Source organism: Streptomyces flaveus (assembly GCF_014647675.1).
GTDB classification, from domain to species: Bacteria; Actinomycetota; Actinomycetes; order Streptomycetales; family Streptomycetaceae; genus Streptomyces; species Streptomyces flaveus.
This window is the reverse complement of the sequence record NZ_BMPQ01000003.1, coordinates 416955-436274: the sequence shown is the minus strand read 5'-3', so window position 1 is coordinate 436274 and position 19320 is coordinate 416955. Positions and strand designations below refer to the sequence as shown.

General features: G+C 69.5%; 18 protein-coding genes. 6 read left to right on the top strand and 12 right to left on the bottom strand.

Annotation, left to right across the window (positions count from 1 at the left end; translation table 11 throughout):
• Positions 1-18 precede the first annotated feature (18 nt).
• The 7 genes from IEZ21_RS08695 to hisD are packed head-to-tail and all read right to left on the bottom strand — an operon-like array spanning position 19 to position 4994.
• Complete coding sequence (locus IEZ21_RS08695; protein WP_189321271.1) at positions 19-408, bottom strand: RidA family protein; 390 nt, start codon at positions 406-408, stop codon at positions 19-21.
• A complete protein-coding gene (gene priA, locus IEZ21_RS08690; RefSeq protein ID WP_189321270.1) occupies positions 405-1145 on the bottom strand; it encodes a bifunctional 1-(5-phosphoribosyl)-5-((5-phosphoribosylamino)methylideneamino)imidazole-4-carboxamide isomerase/phosphoribosylanthranilate isomerase PriA in 741 nt (246 codons plus the stop codon). The genes IEZ21_RS08695 and priA overlap by 4 nt, the downstream gene beginning before the upstream one ends.
• Entirely contained in the window at positions 1145-1795 is a 651-nt protein-coding gene (hisH, locus tag IEZ21_RS08685; protein ID WP_189321269.1) for an imidazole glycerol phosphate synthase subunit HisH, read from the bottom strand. The genes priA and hisH overlap by 1 nt, the downstream gene beginning before the upstream one ends.
• The gene (locus IEZ21_RS08680) at positions 1786-1950 is read right to left on the bottom strand and encodes a CG2302 family histidine operon protein (RefSeq protein ID WP_033318048.1); all 165 of its coding nucleotides are present in this window, start codon (positions 1948-1950) and stop codon (positions 1786-1788) included. The genes hisH and IEZ21_RS08680 overlap by 10 nt, the downstream gene beginning before the upstream one ends.
• Before the next feature lie 4 nt (positions 1951-1954).
• Positions 1955-2548, bottom strand: a complete 594-nt coding sequence (gene hisB, locus IEZ21_RS08675) for an imidazoleglycerol-phosphate dehydratase HisB (protein WP_151479224.1) — start codon at positions 2546-2548, stop codon at positions 1955-1957.
• Positions 2545-3657 (bottom strand): histidinol-phosphate transaminase, encoded by a 1113-nt coding sequence (locus IEZ21_RS08670; RefSeq protein ID WP_189321268.1) that lies wholly within the window; start codon positions 3655-3657, stop codon positions 2545-2547. The genes hisB and IEZ21_RS08670 overlap by 4 nt, the downstream gene beginning before the upstream one ends.
• Complete coding sequence (gene hisD / locus IEZ21_RS08665; RefSeq protein ID WP_189321267.1) at positions 3654-4994, bottom strand: histidinol dehydrogenase; 1341 nt, start codon at positions 4992-4994, stop codon at positions 3654-3656. The genes IEZ21_RS08670 and hisD overlap by 4 nt, the downstream gene beginning before the upstream one ends.
• Positions 4995-5176: 182 nt before the next feature.
• Between hisD and IEZ21_RS08660 the strand changes: the two genes are divergently transcribed.
• The 4 genes from IEZ21_RS08660 to ybaK all read left to right on the top strand — a co-directional run bounded on the left by IEZ21_RS08660 (position 5177) and on the right by ybaK (position 9234).
• Positions 5177-6769, top strand: coding sequence for an oxidoreductase (locus IEZ21_RS08660; protein WP_189321266.1), 1593 nt, complete (start codon positions 5177-5179; stop codon positions 6767-6769).
• Between the two features lie 148 nt (positions 6770-6917).
• Entirely contained in the window at positions 6918-7964 is a 1047-nt protein-coding gene (locus tag IEZ21_RS08655) for a hypothetical protein (RefSeq protein WP_189321265.1), read from the top strand.
• Positions 7965-7975: 11 nt separating this feature from the next.
• Positions 7976-8716 (top strand): LON peptidase substrate-binding domain-containing protein, encoded by a 741-nt coding sequence (locus IEZ21_RS08650; RefSeq protein ID WP_033318054.1) that lies wholly within the window; start codon positions 7976-7978, stop codon positions 8714-8716.
• A 17-nt stretch (positions 8717-8733) separates the two neighbouring features.
• Positions 8734-9234: a Cys-tRNA(Pro) deacylase gene (gene ybaK, locus IEZ21_RS08645; RefSeq protein WP_189321264.1), complete on the top strand. Its 501-nt coding sequence runs from the start codon at positions 8734-8736 to the stop codon at positions 9232-9234.
• Between the two features lie 395 nt (positions 9235-9629).
• On the opposite strand, the gene IEZ21_RS08640 is transcribed toward ybaK, so the two are convergent.
• From IEZ21_RS08640 to IEZ21_RS08625, 4 genes are all read right to left on the bottom strand, one after another.
• Positions 9630-10316 carry an AAA family ATPase gene (locus tag IEZ21_RS08640; protein WP_189321263.1) on the bottom strand — a complete coding sequence of 229 codons (687 nt, stop codon included), beginning with the start codon at positions 10314-10316 and terminating at the stop codon, positions 9630-9632.
• 34 nt (positions 10317-10350) lie between these two features.
• Positions 10351-11175, bottom strand: coding sequence for an ABC transporter permease (locus tag IEZ21_RS08635; RefSeq protein ID WP_189321262.1), 825 nt, complete (start codon positions 11173-11175; stop codon positions 10351-10353).
• A gap of 64 nt (positions 11176-11239) precedes the next feature.
• Positions 11240-12220, bottom strand: a complete 981-nt coding sequence (locus IEZ21_RS08630; RefSeq protein WP_189321406.1) for an ABC transporter ATP-binding protein — start codon at positions 12218-12220, stop codon at positions 11240-11242.
• Positions 12221-12470: 250 nt separating this feature from the next.
• Positions 12471-13688: an NYN domain-containing protein gene (locus tag IEZ21_RS08625; RefSeq protein ID WP_189321261.1), complete on the bottom strand. Its 1218-nt coding sequence runs from the start codon at positions 13686-13688 to the stop codon at positions 12471-12473.
• 226 nt (positions 13689-13914) lie between these two features.
• Between IEZ21_RS08625 and IEZ21_RS08620 the strand changes: the two genes are divergently transcribed.
• Entirely contained in the window at positions 13915-14088 is a 174-nt protein-coding gene (locus IEZ21_RS08620) for a hypothetical protein (protein WP_189321260.1), read from the top strand.
• Between the two features lie 129 nt (positions 14089-14217).
• Here IEZ21_RS08620 and dnaE read toward each other — a convergent pair whose 3' ends face one another.
• A complete protein-coding gene (dnaE, locus tag IEZ21_RS08615) occupies positions 14218-17757 on the bottom strand; it encodes a DNA polymerase III subunit alpha (protein WP_189321259.1) in 3540 nt (1179 codons plus the stop codon).
• A gap of 225 nt (positions 17758-17982) precedes the next feature.
• Between dnaE and IEZ21_RS08610 the strand changes: the two genes are divergently transcribed.
• Positions 17983-19311: a DUF2252 domain-containing protein gene (locus tag IEZ21_RS08610; RefSeq protein WP_189321258.1), complete on the top strand. Its 1329-nt coding sequence runs from the start codon at positions 17983-17985 to the stop codon at positions 19309-19311.
• Positions 19312-19320: the final 9 nt, after the last annotated feature.

Sequence of the window (19320 nt, the reverse complement as noted above, 5' to 3'; positions counted from 1 at the left end):
ACCAGCAAAAATGCGCTTCTAGCCTCTGAAGGCTTCCAGTTCCACTTCGACCAGGATGCGCGGATCGACGAAGCCGTCCACGATCAGCAGGGTCGAGACCGGGCGCACGGAGTCGAAGAGCTCCTTGTGGGCCCGGCCCACCTCGTCCACGTCCCGTGCGTGGGTGAGATACAGCCGCGTACGGAGCACGGAGTCGACGCCGAGGCCGAACTCGCCGAGTGCGTCCAGGGCGTTGGCGAACGCCACCCTGGCCTGCTCGTACGGGTCACCCTCCCCGTACAGCACGCTGCCCTTGAAAGACGTCGTGCCCGCCACCAGGACCCGGTCGCCCGCCGCGACGGCGCGTGCGAAACCGAAGGACTCCTCCCAGGGGCTTCCGCTCTGCACGCGCCGCACGGCATCGCTCATGACGCCACAGCCTCCAAGGCCTCTTCCAGGGTGAACGCCTTCGCGTACAGGGCCTTCCCGACGATGGAGCCCTCGACACCGAGAGGTACGAGCTCGGCGATGGCCCGCAGGTCGTCCAGGGAGGACACCCCGCCGGAGGCCACCACCGGGCGGTCCGTCGCCGCGCACACGTTGCGCAGCAGTTCCAGGTTCGGGCCCTGCAGCGTGCCGTCCTTGGCGATGTCCGTCACCACGTACCGCGCGCAACCCTCCTTGTTGAGGCGCTCCAGCGTCTCGTACAGGTCGCCGCCGTCTCGGGTCCAGCCGCGCCCGCGCAGCGTCGTACCGCGTACGTCGAGACCGACCGCGATCTTGTCGCCGTGCTCGGCGATGACCTTGGCGACCCACTCGGGGGTCTCCAGGGCGGCCGTGCCCAGGTTCACGCGCGTGCAGCCGGTGGCCAGGGCGGCGGCCAGCGAGGCGTCGTCCCGAATGCCGCCGGACAGCTCGACCTTGATGTCCATCGCCTTCGCGACCTCGGCGATCAGCGTCCGGTTGTCGCCCGTTCCGAACGCCGCGTCCAGGTCCACCAGATGCAGCCACTCGGCACCCGCCCGCTGCCAGGCGAGAGCGGCCTCCAGAGGAGAGCCGTACGAGGTCTCCGTACCGGACTCGCCGTGCACCAGGCGGACCGCCTGGCCGTCACGGACGTCGACAGCGGGGAGGAGTTCGAGCTTCCCAGAGGGATTCGACGTCATCAGAGGGTTCCGATCCAGTTCTTCAGCAGCTGCGCTCCGGCGTCGCCGGACTTCTCGGGGTGGAACTGCGTCGCCCACAGGACGCCGTTCTCCACGGCCGCCACGAACGGCTTGCCGTGCGTCGACCAGGTCACCACGGGCGCCCGCATCGCCGCGTTCGCGGTCTCCATGGACCAGTCGTGGACGGCGTACGAGTGCACGAAGTAGAAGCGGGCGTCGGCGTCCAGGCCCGCGAACAGCTCCGAACCGGCCGGTGCCGTCACGGTGTTCCAGCCCATGTGCGGGACGATGTCGGCCTGGAGCGGCTCGACCGAGCCGGGCCACTCGTCCATGCCCTCGGTCTCCACGCCATGCTCGATGCCGCGCGCGAACAGGATCTGCATACCGACGCAGATGCCCATCACCGGGCGCCCGCCCGACAGTCGGCGATCGATGATCCAGTCACCGCGGGCTTCCTTCAGTCCCTGCATACAGGAGGCGAAGGCGCCGACTCCCGGCACCATCAGCCCGTCCGCGTTCATGGCCTTGTCGAAGTCGCGGGTTATCTCGACCTCGGCGCCCGCGCGCGCGAGAGCGCGTTCGGCGGACCGTACGTTCCCAAAGCCGTAGTCAAAGACGACTACTCGTTTTGAAGGGGTACTCAATTCCATACCTCCAGCCGGAGGATCCCCGCCACGAGACACATCGCGGCACCGATGGAGAGCAGCACGATGAGGCTCTTCGGCATCTGCTGCTTGGCGAAGGAGATGATGCCGCCGACCAGGAAGAGCCCGACGACGATCAGTACGGTGGACAGGCCGTTCATGGCTTTACAGGGCACCCTTCGTGGACGGAAGGATGCCGGCGGCCCGCGGGTCACGCTCGGAGGCGTAACGCAGCGCCCGCGCCAGCGCCTTGAACTGGCACTCCACGATGTGGTGCGCGTTGCGCCCGTAGGGCACGTGTACGTGCAGCGCGATCTGAGCCTGGGCGACGAAGGACTCCAGGATGTGCCGGGTCATCGTGGTGTCGTACTCGCCGATCATCGGCGCCATCTTCTCGGGCTCGGTGTGCACGAGGTAGGGGCGGCCTGAGAGGTCGACGGTCACCTGGGCGAGCGACTCGTCCAGCGGGACCGTGCAGTTGCCGAAGCGGTAGATCCCCACCTTGTCGCCGAGCGCCTGCTTGAAGGCGGCGCCCAGCGCAAGAGCCGTGTCCTCGATGGTGTGGTGCGAGTCGATGTGCAGGTCGCCCTCGGTCTTCACGGTCAGGTCGAACAGACCGTGGCGGCCGAGCTGGTCGAGCATGTGGTCGTAGAAGCCGACCCCGGTCGACACATCGACCTTTCCGCTGCCGTCGAGGTCGATCTCGACGACGACGGACGTCTCCTTGGTGTTCCGTTCGACACGGCCTACGCGGCTCATGCGTTCTGCTCCTTCTTGAGTTCACGTACCGCGTCGAGGAACGCGTCGTTCTCTTCGGGCGTACCGGCGCTGACCCGCAGCCATCCCGGTACGCCGTTGTCCCGGACCAGGACGCCCCGGTCGAGGATCTTCTGCCAGACCTCATGGGCGTCGGCGAACCGCCCGAACTGCACGAAGTTGGCGTCGGACTCGGTCACTTCGTAGCCGATCGCGCGCAGCTCGCCGACCAGCCGGTCCCGCTCGGCCTTCAGCTGCTCGACGTACTTCAGCAGCGTCTCGGTGTGCTCCAGGGCAGCCAGCGCGGTCGCCTGCGTGACCGCCGAAAGGTGATACGGCAGCCGTACGAGCTGGACGGCGTCCACCACCGCCGGGTGCGCGGCGAGATAGCCGAGGCGCAGCCCGGCCGCGCCGAACGCCTTCGACATGGTCCGCGAGACGACCAGATGCGGCCGTCCTTCGAGCAGCGGCAGCAGCGAGTCGCCGTGGCTGAACTCGATGTACGCCTCGTCCACGACCACCATGGACGGCTTCGCCGCCTGCGCGGCCTCGTACAGCGCGATGACCGTCTCGGGCGGAACCGCGTTGCCCGTGGGGTTGTTGGGGGTCGTGATGAAGACGACGTCGGGTCGGTTCTCGGCGATCGACTCCTCGGCGGCGGCGAGATCGATCGTGAAGTCCTCGTTGCGGGGCCCGGAGATCCATCCTGTCCCCGTACCGCGCGCGATCAGGCCGTGCATCGAGTACGAGGGCTCGAAGCCGATCGCCGTACGGCCGGGCCCGCCGAAGGTCTGCAGCAGCTGCTGGATGACTTCGTTCGAGCCGTTGGCCGCCCAGACGTTCTCGAGGCCGACCGCGTACTTACCGGTGTCCGTCAGGTACTTGGCCAGCTCGGTGCGCAGCTCCACCGCGTCCCGGTCGGGATAGCGGTTGAGGTTCCGGGCGGCTTCGCGCACCCGCTCGACGATCCGCTCGACGAGGGGTTCGGGCAGCGCGTACGGGTTCTCGTTGGTGTTCAGGCGTACGGGAACGTCGAGTTGGGGCGCGCCGTAGGGGGACTTGCCGCGCAGCTCGTCGCGTACGGGGAGATCGTCAATACCGAAGGAACTCACTTGCTCGGCACCTTCCAGTCGAAGCGTGCCTTGATGGCCGCACCGTGCGCCGGCAGGTCCTCGGCCTCGGCGAGCGTCACCACGTGGTGCGCCACCTCGGCGAGGGCCTCGCGCGTGTAGTCGACGATGTGAATGCCGCGCAGGAAGGACTGGACGCTGAGTCCCGAGGAGTGGCAGGCGCAACCGCCGGTCGGCAGGACGTGGTTGGAGCCCGCCGCGTAGTCGCCCAGCGAGACGGGCGCCCAGGGGCCGATGAAGATCGCGCCCGCGTTCGTCACGCGGTCGGCCACCGAGGCAGCGTCGGCCGTCTGGATCTCGAGGTGCTCCGCGCCGTACGCGTTCACGACCCGCAGGCCCTCGTCCACACCGGAGACCAGCACGATCGCGGACTGCCGGCCCGCGAGCGCCGGGGTGATCCGGTCCTCGATGTGCTTGGTGGCCGCGACCTGTGGCTGAAGCTCCTTCTCGACCGCGTCGGCCAGCGTCACGGAGTCCGTGACGAGGACGGCTGCCGCGAGCGGGTCGTGCTCGGCCTGGCTGATCAGGTCGGCGGCGACGTGCACCGGGTCGGCGGTCTCGTCCGCGAGGATCGCGATCTCGGTCGGGCCGGCCTCGGAGTCGATGCCGATCTTGCCGGTGAAGTAGCGCTTGGCGGCGGCGACCCAGATGTTGCCGGGGCCGGTGACCATGTTGGCGGGCGGGCAGGACTCGGTGCCGTACGCGAACATCGCGACGGCGGTCGCACCGCCGGCCGCGTACACCTCGTCGATCCCGAGCAGCGCGCACGCGGCGAGGATCGTGGGGTGCGGCAGGCCGCCGGCTGGGTCATTTTCAAAAGCGGAGGCCTGCGCCGGAGAGGCGAGGGCGATCGACTGGACGCCGGCCTCCTGCGCGGGCACCACGTTCATGATCACGGAGGAGGGGTAGACGGACCGGCCGCCGGGCGCGTACAGCCCGACCCGGTCGACCGGCACCCACTTCTCGGTCACCGAACCGCCGGGCACGACCTGGGTGGTGTGCGTCGTGCGGCGCTGCTCGCGGTGGACGATGCGGGCGCGGCGGATGGACTCCTCCAGGGCCGCGCGCACAGCGGGGTCGAGCTCCGCGAGGGCCCGCTCGATCGCCGCGGCGGGTACGCGCACATGGTCCAGCCGTACGCCGTCGAACTTCTCCGCGTAGTCGATCAGCGCCGCGTCGCCCCGATGATGCACGGCCTCGCAGATCGGACGCACCTTCTCCAGGGCGGCCGAGACGTCGAAGTCGGCTCGGGGCAGCAGGTCGCGCAGGGCGGGGCCCTCGGGGAGGGCGTCGCCGCGCAGATCGATTCGGGAGATCACGTGGCCAATTCTCTCAGACGGGGATCGAGCGCCGGACGGCTGTATCAATCGCTGATACGACACCCTCCCCGAACCCACCCCGACGGATCACATTCACCGTGAGTGTTCAAGCCGTCACACAGCGGGCATCACCTGAACGACTGTACGAAACCCGCGAGTAGCCAGGGGAGGAAGGAAGAGCCGTGGCCGAGGGTGCCGCCATCCGGCACGGGATCCGGGACGCGGATCCGCCGGACGATCTGACCGCCGCCGAGACGGGAATGTGGCAGGCGTTCCGCAACGGCAGCATGTACGACCTGCGCACCGGGGACACCACCGCGGACGATCCGCACGGCGGCCGTCCATGGGGCCCGGAGCGGAGTGTGCGGGCGCGCGTCGTGGCCATGCTGCTGCTGAACGGACCGCCCGCGCTGGACGGCCGCGTCTCGTCCCTGAAGCTGACCGGCATCCGGATCACCGGCGTACTCGATCTCGCGGGCGGCACGATCGTCCCGTATGTCGAGATGAAGGGCTGCCGTTTCGAGAAGGAACTCCTGCTGCCGGAGGCCCGGTTCACGACCGTGCGCCTGGTCGGCTGCTCGGTGCCGCGGTTGGAGGCGGCCCGGCTGCACACCGAGGGCGATCTGCATCTGCCGCGCTGCCGCTTCCACAACGGCGTACGCCTCACCGACGCGCACATCGGCACGGATCTGCTGCTCAACCAGGCCGTGGTCCACCGGGACCGGCACGGCCGCTCGATCACCGGCGACGGGATGACCGTAGGTCAGGACCTGCAGGCCGAAATGCTGGAGTCCGACGGCGAGTTGAGCCTGCGCGGCGCCACGGTGGGCGTCTCGCTCAGTCTGCGCGGCAGCCGGCTGAAGAACCCGCACGACCGGCTGGCGCTGAACGCCCCTCAGCTGACCGTCGAGCGCACGCTCTATATGACGCCCGCGGGCGTCGGCAATCCGCTGCAGACCAGCGGCCGGACTCCGGCGCGTGGAACGCGGGTGCAGCGGTTCGCGTGCGAGGGCGGGATCCGGCTTGACGACGGGCGGTTCGGGGACGCGGTGGACTTCGAGCAGGCCCGCTTCGTCCTCAGGGACGACCAGGAGATATCGCTGCGCCGCGTGCAGGTTCCCGAGCTGCGCTTCCTCGGGGAGCGGCCGCGACGCGGGCGGGTCGTGCTGTCCGGCGCCCGGGTCGTCAACCTCATGGACGCGGCGAGCAGTTGGCCGGGCGCGGGCCAGCTGCAGATGGGCGGCTTCCAGTACGAGAACCTCGTGCCGCGCGGCCCGTTCCCGCTGGCCCGGCGCCTGGAGTGGGTGGCCGCGGCGACCCCCGAGTACAGCCCGGAGCCGTACGAGCGCCTGGCGGCCGTGCTGCGCGACGGCGGCGAGGACGAGGACGCGCGCGAGGTGCTGCTCGCCAAGCAGCGCCACCGCCGCGAGTTCCTGCCGCCCGCGGCCAGGCTCTGGGGGTACGTACAGGACTGGACGGTCGCCTACGGGTACCGGCCGGGACGGGCCGCCGTATGGATGGCGGTGCTGTGGGCGGCGACCTCGCTCGCCTTCCGCCATGCCGACCATCCGCCGATCAAGACGGGCGAGCATCCGCCGTGGAACCCCTCCCTCTTCGCCCTGGACCTGCTCCTGCCCGTCATCGACCTCGGCCAGGTGGGCTATTGGCAGCTGCACGGCAGTTGGCAGTGGCTGGCCGCGGCGGTGATCCTGCTCGGCTGGATCCTGGCGACGGCGGTGGCAGCGGGCGCGACACGGCTCCTGCGCCGGGGCTGAACCGTAATCTGAACACGCACAACCCTGGCCGCATTTCAGCCGTCTTCTCACCGAACCATCAATTGAGCAACCACGACGGCGAGCAACCCGGTCCGCGAGAGCGGCGCCGGTTCAGGCGCAAAAGACAGTCGCAGAGGGGAGCACCTCCATGGCCTTACTGCGCGCGCTCGTCCGTACCGCCCGGATGGCACGGAACACCTCCCGGCTCGCCGCCGGTCTGCCCGGCGACGACGAGGTCCTGCTCGACGCCGCGGACGAGCGGCTCGCGCCGGCGCTGGTCGCCGCGGGCCAGGGCGAGTACGAGCCCGCGGCCAAACTGCTCGCCACCACGCGTGAAGCCGCCGAGTGGGAGAATCGCGACCGGTACGCGACGCGCCTCGCCGCCTTCGCCCGTTCCCGGCCCGAGTGGTTCGCGCTCTGGCGGTACGCGGCCCCGCACGACCCCGACGCGCTGCTGATCAAGGCCGAGCTGGCGATGTGCCGGGGCTGGGAGTCACCGGCCCGCGCCGAACTGCTGCGCCAGGTCGCGCCGTTGATCGCCACGGCCGCCGAAGGCGACCCGCGCGATCCGGTGCCGTGGCGGATCGCGCTGGACCACGCCCGGGGCACGAACGCGTCGCACACCGAGTTCGAGGAGCTGTGGGCTCAGGCCGTACGCCGCTCCCCGCACCACTACGGCTGCCACGTCTCCGCCCTCCAGTACCTGTCCGCCGCGTGGTACGGCTCGCACCGCGAGTGCTTCGACTTCGCCGAGCGGGCCGCGCAGGACGCGCTGCCGGGCTCCCTCGTCCAAGCACTGCCCGTGCGCGCGGCCTTCGCGTATCTGACCGAGGAGGGCGGCAGATCCACGGTTCCGCGCGACCGCCTGGACGCGGCGGCCGATCTCGCGATCGCCCTGTCGCGGGAGTACGCGCCCGCCGACCCGTGGCCCGCCCAGGTCCGCAACCTGCTCACCTACGTGCTGGTCCGGCTCGAACGCTGGGAGGACGCCCTGGCGCAGCTGCGCCGGATCGGGCCGTACGCCACCTCGTTCCCCTGGGACCGGATCTCGGACGACCCGCTCGGGCAGTTCCTCGAACTCCGGGACGGCGTACGGCTGGAAGTGGCCGCGCGCACGCCGTTCAAGCTACGGAGCGCGGCGCCCGCGCGTCCGCTGAGTGACCACGGCGAACCTGCCCACCCCGGAGACCATTAGGCTTTTGCGTCGTGACCACCGTCCGGCTTCCCCTCTTCCCCCTGAACACGGTGCTGTTCCCGGGGCTCGTGCTGCCCCTGAACATTTTCGAGGAGCGCTATCGCGCCATGATGCGTGAGTTGCTGAAGACTCCCGAGGACGAACCGCGCCGGTTCGCCGTCGTCGCCATCCGCGACGGCCACGAGGTCGCGCCCAGCGCGCAGGGGCTGCCGGACCAGACGGCCGTACCGGAGCGCGGGCCCGCGGCCGGTTTCGGCGACGATCCCGCGGGGGCCTTCCACAAGGTGGGCTGCATCGCGGACGCGGCGACCATCCGGGAGCGGGCCGACGGCAGCTTCGAGGTGCTGGCCACCGGGACGAGGCGCGTACGGCTGCTCTCGGTGGACGCGTCCGGCGCATTCCTGACGGCCGAGCTGGAAGAGCTGGAAGAGGACCCGGGCGAGGAGGCGGGGGCGCTGGCCGAGGGGGTACTGCGAGCCTTCCGTCAGTACCAGAAGCGGCTGGCCGGGGCGCGCGAACGGTCCCTGTCGACCGGGGGCGAGCTGCCGGACGAGCCGTCCGTCGTCTCCTACCTGGTCGCGGCGGCGGCGATGCTCGACGTACCGGCGAAGCAGCGCCTGCTCCAGGCCCCGGACACGGCGTCACGCCTGCGCGAGGAGCTGAAATTGCTGCGCGCGGAGACGGCGATCATCCGTAACCTGCCGTCACTGCCCGCGACGGAGCTGACTCGCGGGCCGACGAGTCTCAACTGACGTAAGGCTTGGTTCCGTTGGCGAAGAAGTCGAAGAAGCAGCAACCCGGGGGAACCCCCGCCACGGTGGCGCTCACCGCTGCCGGGGTCGAGTTCACGGTGCACGCGTACGAGCACGACCCCTCCCACCCCTCATACGGCGAGGAGGCGGCCGAGGCGATGGGCGTGTCCCCCGAGCGGGTCTTCAAGACCCTGGTGGCGGACGTCGACGGAGCCCTGACGGTCGCCGTGGTCCCGGTCGCGGGCTCGCTGGACCTGAAGGCGCTGGCGGCGGCGGTGGGCGGCAAACGCGCCACGATGGCCGACCCGGCGGCGGCGGAGCGCACGACCGGCTACGTCCGCGGCGGCATCTCCCCCCTCGGCCAACGCAAGAAGCTCCGCACGATCCTCGACTCCTCGGCCTCGGTCCACCCCACGATCTGCGTATCGGCAGGTCGCCGCGGCCTGGAAGTCGAACTTTCCCCGAGGGACCTGGCCAAGCTCACGGAAGCGACCTCGGCGCCGGTGGCCCGCACGTGACCTCTCGACGAATGCCGCACTTTCGGCTAAACCGAGAACATGTCGAAGAAAACACGCAAACGTAAGTGGCGCATGAAGAAGGGCCGCTCGAATCATGGGCATAGGCCCGCGTAGGGATAAGGGCGGTTGGTGCCGCTGAGGCGGCACCAACCGCCCGCCTGCACACCCGCACTCACCTGCGCTCACGTGCACTGACGTGCACTGACGTGCACTATTCAGCCAAGCCCAGCCACAACCAGCCCGTCCGGCGCTTGAGGACGAGGCCGTTCAGGCCGATAGCGGGGATCTGGGGGCGCAGCCCCCAGCGGGGTCCAGAGGCGGAGCCCCTTGGTATGGGACGGGTAAGGGCGGCGGGGGCGAAAACCCGTGGCCCAGCCCCCGCAAGAACCCCGCCCCTACGCCGGAGGCGCCCCGTAAGGGCCTTGCGGATAAGGATCCAGTTCAGGATCCCGCGGCCCGAACAACGCCGTCAGCCCCAGGTGAACCACCAGCGCCGCCACGGACCAGGCCAGCAACGCCCCCTTCGCCTCAAGCTCCAGCGGCGCCGCGAACGTGACCCCCCGGCCCACCTCCCGAGCATGCGCCGCCACATCCTGCGTAGGCCCGAGCCAGACCCCAAGCCGCCAGGCGAGCAACGAACCGAGCACACCCCCGACCGTGAGCGCGACGACGACCCCGATCCCCCCGCGTCGCCACAGAGCGAACACGACCAGCGCACTCACCAGCCCGAACCCGAGCGCGAGCAGAGTGAACGTCCCGTCCACCGCGATGGCCTGCTCCCCCTCCGTGTCCTTGAGATAGACCGCGGACGCGTCCGAGACCAACGGCACCTCAGGAGCGAGCCACCACCACAGCACCCCGAGCAACACCCCGCCGACCGCCATCGCGAACGCGATGACAGCGGCCTGACGCACTTCGGTCTTCATCCCGGGGCCGTCCTCCTGATAGCCGACGGATCCGCCCGCACCAGCAGCGGCGGCGGGCGGCGCCTGCCAGGCAGGGTGCGGAGACTGGTACTCCGGAGACTGCTGATCCGGAGAAGGGCGATGCGGCGGCTGGGGCGGAGTAAGCGGTGCGGTCACCCTGACATCGTGCCAGGCTCGGCTGTGGGCCGCGTCATCGGACGGCAGCCCGACGATAGGCCCAGGTCGCGACGGCCAGCGAGACGACCCCGACCCCCGCGCACACGGCGAGGTCGAGTACGACGATCCCCCAGTCGGGATTCGCCCCGAAGGTCAGCCCGAAGGCCTCGACACCGTACGTGGACGGCAGCAGATCCCGCGCGTACTGGACGACCGCGGGCAGCCGGTCCGCCGGCAGCACCCCGAGCAGCAGCGCCGCCGACATCCCCAACTGTCCGAGCAGCGTGGCGAGTTCGGGCCGCGGCGCCAGCAGCCCGAGCGCGGCTCCGAGCCCGGCGAGCGCCGCACCGGCGAGCGGGATCACGGCGGCGAGGATCCACAGATTCGCCATCGGCAGGCCGAACAGCACACACCCGAAGACGGCGGTGACCACGGTCCCCGGCACGGTGAAGGAGGCGTACGCACCCGCCGCACCCAGCACCACCGCCGCCGGCGGCACCGGCAACGTCGCGTAATGGTCGAGCCCACCGCTCGCACGCAGCTGCCCGAAGTACTGGGCGAGCAGATTCAGCGCGACGAACGCGACGACGAGCACCGACGAGCCCGCCACCACGGCCCGCGCCTCGCCCCCGCCGTCCACCACCCCGCGCATCAGGACCATGATCCCGATCGACTGGAAGGTGGCCACGAACAGCAGCGGAATCCGCGCGACCCGTGCCCGGGACAGCTGCGCCCGGTACACGGCGCACAGCGCGGGCCACAGCCGGGCACGCGGTCCGAGCTCGGCGGCTTCTTGCGCGACGGCGTCCTCGACGGGGAGGGCGCGGCCCGGCAGGACCTCGGCGGGTACGACACTCACGTCGAGCGGCTCCTGTTCGCTTCAGCTGTCGTCCTGTTCCGTACGGCCAGAGCGGCCCGAACACTCACGCCTTGACCAACCCCCGTACATTGCCGGCGCTCCCGCCCAGCGCCAGATACACGTCTTCGAGGCTCGGTGTGGCGAGCGTGAAGTCGTCCAGGGCGGCGAACGCGGCCCCGCCGGTGACGGCGGCGACCGCTGCGCGGGCCTCCTCCGGGGCGAGACGCAGCGCCCAGCGGCGGCCGGACTCGACGGCGCGGTCGCGCAGCGCGGCGACCTCGGGAACGTCGAGGGGCGCGCGCTCACGCCAGACGAGTTCGAGGCGCACCTCGCCCGCGACCTGCTCCTTCAGCCCGGAAGGGGTGTCGCAGGCGATGACCCGGCCCTGGTCCATCACGGCGACGCGGTCGAGAACCGTCTCGGCCTCGATGACGTTGTGGGTGACCAGGAGAACCGTCGTGCCGTTCTCGGCCCGGCGCCGGTCGACGGCTCCCCAGACGGCGCGCCGGGCGATCGGGTCCATTCCGGCGGTCGGCTCGTCGAGTACGAGCAGCGGGCGTTCACCCACAAGGGTGGCGGCGAAGCAGGCGAGCCGCCGTTGCCCGCCGGAAAGTTTCCGCAGCGGCCGTGAGGCGAGAGGAGTGAGACCCAGCTCCTCGAGGACGGTGTCCCGCTCGGCCCGCGCACTGCGCACATCGAGCCCGCGCAGCCGCCCGGTGGTCTCCGCGGCGAGCGACACCGTCAGCTCGTCGAGCGCGGTGGACTCCTGTCCGAGGTACGCGAGGATCCGCGCCGCCCGCTCGGGATGGCGCACGACGTCGTGCCCGAGGATCTCGACGCTGCCGCGATCGGGGCGCATCAGTCCGGTCAGCTGCCGTACAAGGGTGGACTTCCCGGCACCGTTGGGCCCGAGCAGCCCGAAGATCTCGCCACGCCGGATGTCGATCCGTACGCCGTCGGTGGCCCGCACCTCGGGTGTCCCGGGTGCCCCGCGCCGTCCGCGCACCGCCGGATAGGTCTTGGTCAGATCCCGCACCGCGCACACGACATCCCCACCGTGCCCTTGCCGGGCTGTCTGTGCGGTGCGCGTACTCACGAGGGACGAGCCTACGGGGTCCCCGGCGCGGAACCACGATCGGGGCACGAACGTGGTCGAAACCGGGACACCGAGGCGGGCCCGCGTCACTGTCCGCGGGCGCGTACTCCAGCGCCCCATAGGGGCGCGGGGAACTGCGCGACCAGCCACAACGAACCCGCAGTCGCCTACGAACAAAACCCCCCGAGCTACTAGGCGCTCACTCCCCCGCGGGAGCGTGCTCCGCAGCTGTCCGTACATCGATCTCCCGCCAGAACCCGGCCCGGATCGCGTACCGGTCATGCTCGTCGATCTGGTCGTCCTTGTGCGCGAGCAGCCCGAACCGCGCCGCGTACCGCAACAGCTCCCCGTCGATCCGGTGCGGCACCCGCGGATACATCGTGGACAGCTTCTGCAGCTGCACCGGGTCGGACAGCCGTCCCATCCAGCGCCGCGCGAACACCTGCCCGACCTCGTACGGATCCCCGCTCACCGCCGTGATGTCCTCCTCGCGGTCGGCCCACCGCTGCTCGGCCGTGGTGAGCTGCGCGAGCGTCGGCAACGCGGCCGCGTCCGCGGACTCGGCCGCGCCGGGCCGGTCGACCCACCCCTTGTCGGAGGACCACCGCAGCGTGGCGTTGGCGGGGGCATGCTGGGTGGCCTGCGCACCGGGCGCGCGCAACGCCGCCAGATCCTTCGGCGTCGGCACCCCCTTCGCGGCCGACCCTCGTTCCTGAGTGCCGTTCTCACTCGGCGCCGGCTGCGAGTGGTCCTGCTCCCGCGCGCCCCGCTCGCTCCTGGAGGGCATCGCGGACTCGGGCAGCGGAGCGGAGAGGATCGCGGCGATCTCGGGCCGCGGCGCGGGCGGCGGCGCGCAGATCCCGCCGAACTCCTTGGCCCGTACGGCCTTGGTGATCCATGTCCGGTCCAGTACGCGGCGCTCGTCGGCCTCCGCGACCAGGTCCTCGGACTGGTTGTAGTCGCCGTCGGCGGCCTGCACGGCCCACAGGTGTACGGCGACCCCGTGCTCCTTGGCGGCCATCATGCCCGGCAGCAGATCCCCGTCACCGGTCACCAGAACCACGTCGGAGCAGGCCCGGTTACGCGCCAGCTCGGTGAGCTCGGCGTGCATTGCCGCATCGACGCCCTTCTGCGCCCACCGCCCGTCACTGCGGGTCAGTGCACCCAGACGTACGGTAACCCTGGGCATCACGCGCAGCCTGCGGTGCTCGGGCTGCGGCACGCGGTCGGGGGCGCCGTCGAACCAGTAGATGCGCAACAGGGGCCGTTCCGTGTCGGACTCGGCGCGCTCGCGCAACCCCTGGATCAGGGCGGCGTGGTCGACGGTGATCCGGGACCTCGAAGGCTCCCCGGCCAGAAGACTGGCGGCGGCCCCGAGCAGATACCCGGCGTCCACCAGGACGATGCAGCGGTCCACGCGATCCACCCTCTTTCCGGGAGGTTTGCTTCGGGCTTCCTTCGAGTCTGCCCGACTGCGCGGAGGTTAACGGCCGGAACTCGATCTTCGGCGTGGCGTATCGGAAGTTCACTCTCCGCCGTGCCTTATTACGCACGGTAATTCTCCGACATGCGCGGCTTCAGCGCCTATGTGAATCTGATCCCGGTCCTGGCCCCTAGGTAACCCCAACAGGAGGCAGATCACCATGGCCAAGAACAAGAACCGCAAGCAGGGCGGCCCGCAACAGCGCGGCACACAGGAGCAAGCCCGGCGTGGCACCGAGGAGTTGGCGTCCGCCGCCGAGCAGACCGAATCCGCACCGGGCCCCGACCGGTTCACCTCCGGCGGCAAGCGGCAGAAGAAGTTCGGCCACAACTAGGGCCCGCCCGGCGGATCATGCCGGAGACGCGGGGTAGCACAGGGCGAGAGGGGCGCACCCGGATCGGGGGCGCCCCTCATCGTTTTCCGTACGCGGTGTGCAGTACGTGTCTGCTCAGTACGCGCCTGTTCAGCCGGCCAGGCAGGACGGGCCGAGCAGTACCTTCAAGTCCCCGAAGAGCGCCGGGTCCGGCTTGACCCGGTGCCGGTCGAGCCGCAGGACCGTCGTCTTGCGCGGGCCCTGGAGCTTGATGCGTACCTCGCTGTCGCCCTTGTGATGGCTGAGGATCTCGCCGAGCCGACTGACCATGGGCGGGGTGACCTTCAGCGCCGGAATCGTCAGGATGACGGGGGCGTTGGTCCCCGCGTTCGACAGATCCGGGACCTGGAGTTCCATGGCGACGAGGCGGGGTACGTCCTCCCGCTTGTCGAGGCGTCCCTTGACGAACACCACGGCGTCCTCGACGAGTTGGGTGGACACCAACTGGTAGGTGGCAGGGAAGAACATGCACTCCAGGGAGCCGGCCAGGTCCTCGACGGTGGCGATGGCCCAGGCGTTGCCCTGCTTGGTCATCTTGCGCTGGAGGCCGGAGATGATGCCGCCGATGGTGACGACCGCGCCGTCGCCGAAGTCGCCGCCGGTGAGCTGGGCGATGCCGGCGTCGGCCTTGTCGGACAGCACGTGTTCCAGGCCGAACAGCGGGTGGTCGGAGACGTACAGACCGAGCATCTCCCGCTCCTGGGCGAGCAGATAGGCCTTGTCCCACTCGTCGTCGGTGAAGCTGACGTCCAGGCCGAAGCCGGGCTCGCTGGTCTCCTCCTCGCCCATGCCGCCGAAGAGGTCGAACTGGCCCTCGGCCTCCTTGCGTTTGACCGCCACCACGTTGTCGATCATCGGCTCGAACTGGGCGGTCAGCCCCTTGCGGGTGTGCCCCATGGTGTCGAACGCGCCGGCCTTGATGAGCGATTCGGTGGTGCGCTTGTTGCAGACGACCGCCTCGACCTTGTCGAGGTAGTCGGGGAAGGAGGCGTACTTTCCCTTCTCCTTGCGCGAGCGGATGATCGACTCCACGACGTTCGTGCCGACGTTGCGGACGGCCGAGAGGCCGAAGAGGATCACGTCGTCGCCCTGGGCGGCGAAGTTGGACATCGACTCGTTGACGTTCGGCGGGAGCACCTTGATGCCCATGCGCCGGCATTCGTTGAGGTAGACGGCCGACTTGTCCTTGTCGTCCTTGACCGAGGTGAGCAGCGCAGCCATGTACTCGGCCGGGTAGTTCGCCTTGAGATACGCCGTCCAGTACGACACCAGCCCGTACGCGGCGGAGTGGGCCTTGTTGAAGGCGTAGCCGGCGAAGGGGACCAGAACGTCCCACAGGCCCTGGATCGCCTCGTCGCTGTAGCCGTTCTTCCGGGCGCCCGCCTGGAAGAGGACAAAGTTCTTCGCCAACTCGTCGGGCTTCTTCTTGCCCATCACCCGGCGCAGGATGTCGGCCTCGCCGAGCGAGTACCCGGCGATGATCTGGGCGGCCTTCTGCACCTGCTCCTGGTAGACGATCAGGCCGTAGGTGACCGCCAGGACCTCCTCGAGGGGCTCTTCGAGCTCCTTGTGGATCGGTGTGATCTCCTGGCGGCCGTTCTTGCGCTCCGCGTAGTTGATGTGCGAGTTCATGCCCATCGGGCCCGGCCGGTAGAGGGCCGAGACGGCGGAGATGTCCTCGAAGTTGTCGGGCTGCATCTGGCGGAGCAGCGAGCGCATCGGGCCGCCGTCGAACTGGAAGACACCGAGGGTGTCACCGCGGCAGAGCAGTTCGAAGGTCTTGGGGTCGTCCAGCGAAAGGGAGAGCATCTCGAGGTCGATGCCCTTGTTGGCCTTCACCATCTTGATGGCGTCGTCCATGATCGTGAGGTTGCGCAGGCCCAGGAAGTCCATCTTCAGCAGGCCGAGCGACTCGCACTGCGGGTAGTCCCACTGCGTGATGGTCACGCCGTCGGTGTGCCGCACCCAGACCGGGGCGTGGTCGACGATGGGCTCGCTGGACATGATCACGCCGGCCGCGTGCACGCCCATCTGCCGGACCAGGCCCTCCACGCCCTTGGCGGTGTCGATGACCTTCTTCACGTCCGGCTCGTTCTCGTACATCGACCGGATCTCGCCCGCCTCGCTGTAGCGGGGGTGCGAGGGATCGGTGATGCCGTTCAGGTCGATGCCCTTGCCGAGTACATCGGCGGGCATCGCCTTGGTGAGCCGGTCGCCCATCGCGTACGGGTAACCCAGCACGCGCGCGGAGTCCTTGATGGCGTTCTTCGCCTTGATCTTGCCGTACGTGCCGATCATGGCGACCTTGTCGGCGCCGTACTTCTCCGTCACATACCTGATCACCTCCACGCGCCTGCGCTCGTCGAAGTCGATGTCGACATCGGGCATGGAGACACGCTCGGGGTTCAGGAACCGCTCGAAGATCAGGCCGTGCGGGATCGGGTCCAGGTCGGTGATGCCCATGGCGTACGCCACGATCGAACCGGCCGCGGAGCCACGGCCTGGTCCGACGGCGATGCCCTGCTCCTTGGCCCACATGATGAAGTCGGCGACGACGAGGAAGTACCCCGGGAACCCCATCTGGATGATGACGTCCATCTCGTACTCGGCCTGCTTCTGCCGGTCCTCAGGGATGCCGCCGGGGAAGCGGCGCTCCATGCCCCGGCGCACCTCCTCCTGGAACCAGGTGACCTCGGTGAAGCCCTCCGGGATGTCGAACTTCGGCATCAGGTTCTTCGCCTCGAACATGCCGGCGGTGTCGACCTGCTCGGCCACCAGCAGCGTGTTCGCACACCCCTGCTGCCAGGCGTCCGAGGAGTCGATCGCATACATCTCGTCGGTCGACTTCAGGTAGTAGCCGGTACCGTCGAACTTGAAGCGGTCCGGATCCGAGACGTTCTTGCCGGTCTGGATGCACAGCAGGGCGTCATGCGCGGCCGACTCGTGCGCGTACGTGTAGTGCGAGTCGTTGGTCACCAGCGGCGGAATACCCAGCTTCTTGCCGATCTCCAGCAGCCCGTCGCGCACCCGGCGCTCGATCTCGATGCCGTGGTCCATCAGCTCCAGGAAGTACCGCTCCTTGCCGAAGATGTCCTGGTACTCGGCGGCCGCCTTCAGCGCCTCGTCGAACTGGCCGAGCCGCAGCCGGGTCTGCAACTCTCCCGACGGACACCCGGTGGAGGCGATCAGCCCCTCCGACCACTGGGAGATCGTCTCCTTGTCCATCCGCGGCCACTTCTGCAGCCAGCCCTCCGCATACGCGTCCGAGGACAGCTTGAACAGGTTGTGCAGGCCGGTCTTGTTCGCCGCCCAGATCGTCTTGTGCGTGTAACCACCGGAGCCGGACACGTCGTCCCGCTTCTGGTGCGGCTGGCCCCACTGGATCTTCCGCTTGTTGCGCCGTGACTCCGGCGCCACGTACGCCTCGATCCCGATGATCGGCGTCACCCCGGCCTTCTTGGCGGAGTGGAAGAAGTCGTACGCCCCGTGCAAGTTGCCGTGGTCGGACATCGCGATGTGCGTCATGCCCATCTCGTTGCACGCGTCGAACATGTCCTTCAGCCGCGCGGCACCGTCCAGCAGCGAGTACTGGGTGTGGACGTGCAGGTGCGTGAACGGCGGCTTTGACACGGTTTCGGCCTCCAAGAAGAACACGGGTCGACGGGGATCCGACAGGCTGCGGACAGTCTGGGGTCAGCGTCGAAGTCTATGCCTCGGCACTGACAATTCGAGGCGTCCCCCGCGTACGTTCACATGCGGGAAACGGGCACTCCCGCGTACCTTCGTCCGTTGGAAGAGGACGGACGATTCTGTCCCACTTGTCATGCATCACCCTGCACCTGGAGGCACCCCGCGATGTCGGATCCGCAGCTCAGCGCCGAGCACCGCGGCGAACAGATCCTCGCCGTCTTCGACACCGCCTTCGGCGAGCTGCTTGCCGCCGACCCGGCCGCGTTCCGCGTGAAGTTCCGGAAGATGGCCGCTTCGGCCTTCGCCTTCTACCGGGGCACGGCGTGCCTCTTCTACCACGACCTGGAGGAAGAAAAGCGGGGCGGCCCCTACCTGGACGAGCGGACGTCCCGCGTCTGGGTCCACGGCGACCTGCACGCCGAGAACTTCGGCACGTACATGGATGCCCAGGGCCGCCTGATCTTCAACGTCAACGACTTCGACGAGGCGTACGTCGGCCCCTTTACCTGGGACCTCAAGCGCCTCGCGGCCTCCGTGGCACTGATCGGGTACGCGAAGGCGCTCAGCGACGAGCAGATCACCGAGCTGGTGCGGATCTACGCGGCCTCGTACCGCGACCGGATCCACGCGCTCGCGACGGGCGCCAAGAGCGACGAGGTGCCTCCCTTCACGCTGGACACCGCCCAGGGCCCGCTCCTGGACGCGCTGCGCGACGCCCGCTCGCTGACCCGCTTCGGGCTGCTCGAGTCGATGACGGAGATCCGCGACTTCGAGCGCCGTTTCGCGCCGGGCGGCGGCTCCATCGAGCTGGACGCGGCCACGCGCTACAAGGTGCTCGCGGCCTTCGACGGCTACCTGGAGACGCTGCCGGAGTCTTCTCTGGCCCGCCCGGACTCGTATCGCGTGAAGGACGTCGTGGGCCGCCGCGGCATCGGTATCGGCTCGGCCGGTCTGCCCTCGTACAACATCCTTCTGGAGGGCGCCACCGACGCCCTGGAGAACGATGTGGTGATCTACATCAAGCAGGCCCAGACCCCGGCCGTCTCCCGGCACATCACGGACCCGGCGATCCGCGAGTACTTCCAGCACGAGGGCCACCGCACGGTGATCTCGCAGCGCGCCCTCCAGGCGCACGCGGACCCGTGGCTCGGCTGGACCGAGCTGGACGGCGCGGGCCAGCTGGTCGCGGAGGTCTCGCCGTACGCGGTGGACCTGGACTGGGGCGACATCGACGACCCGGAGGAGATCGCGGCGGTCGTCGCCGACCTGGGGCGGGCCACGGCCACCATGCACGCGGCGGCGGACGACGAGAGCGGCCACTCCGATCTGGTGCCGTTCTCCACGGAGCGGGCCATCGACGCGGCGATCGCGGCGGACGAGTCCGGCTTCGGGGACCTCCTGGTGGACTTCGCCCACGCGTACGGGACACGCGCGCGTGCCGACCACCAGATCTTCGTGGACCTGTTCCGCAACGGAAGGATTCCGGGGTTGTAGACCTGCCGT

Coding starts and splice junctions, on each gene's coding strand:
- IEZ21_RS08695 (WP_189321271.1), bottom strand. CDS start 408: ATGAGCGATGCCGTGCGGCGCGTGCAGAGCGGAAGCCCCTGGGAGGAG.
- priA (WP_189321270.1), bottom strand. CDS start 1,145: ATGACGTCGAATCCCTCTGGGAAGCTCGAACTCCTCCCCGCTGTCGAC.
- hisH (WP_189321269.1), bottom strand. CDS start 1,795: ATGGAATTGAGTACCCCTTCAAAACGAGTAGTCGTCTTTGACTACGGC.
- IEZ21_RS08680 (WP_033318048.1), bottom strand. CDS start 1,950: ATGAACGGCCTGTCCACCGTACTGATCGTCGTCGGGCTCTTCCTGGTC.
- hisB (WP_151479224.1), bottom strand. CDS start 2,548: ATGAGCCGCGTAGGCCGTGTCGAACGGAACACCAAGGAGACGTCCGTC.
- IEZ21_RS08655 (WP_189321265.1), top strand. CDS start 6,918: ATGGCCTTACTGCGCGCGCTCGTCCGTACCGCCCGGATGGCACGGAAC.
- IEZ21_RS08620 (WP_189321260.1), top strand. CDS start 13,915: ATGGCCAAGAACAAGAACCGCAAGCAGGGCGGCCCGCAACAGCGCGGC.
- IEZ21_RS08610 (WP_189321258.1), top strand. CDS start 17,983: ATGTCGGATCCGCAGCTCAGCGCCGAGCACCGCGGCGAACAGATCCTC.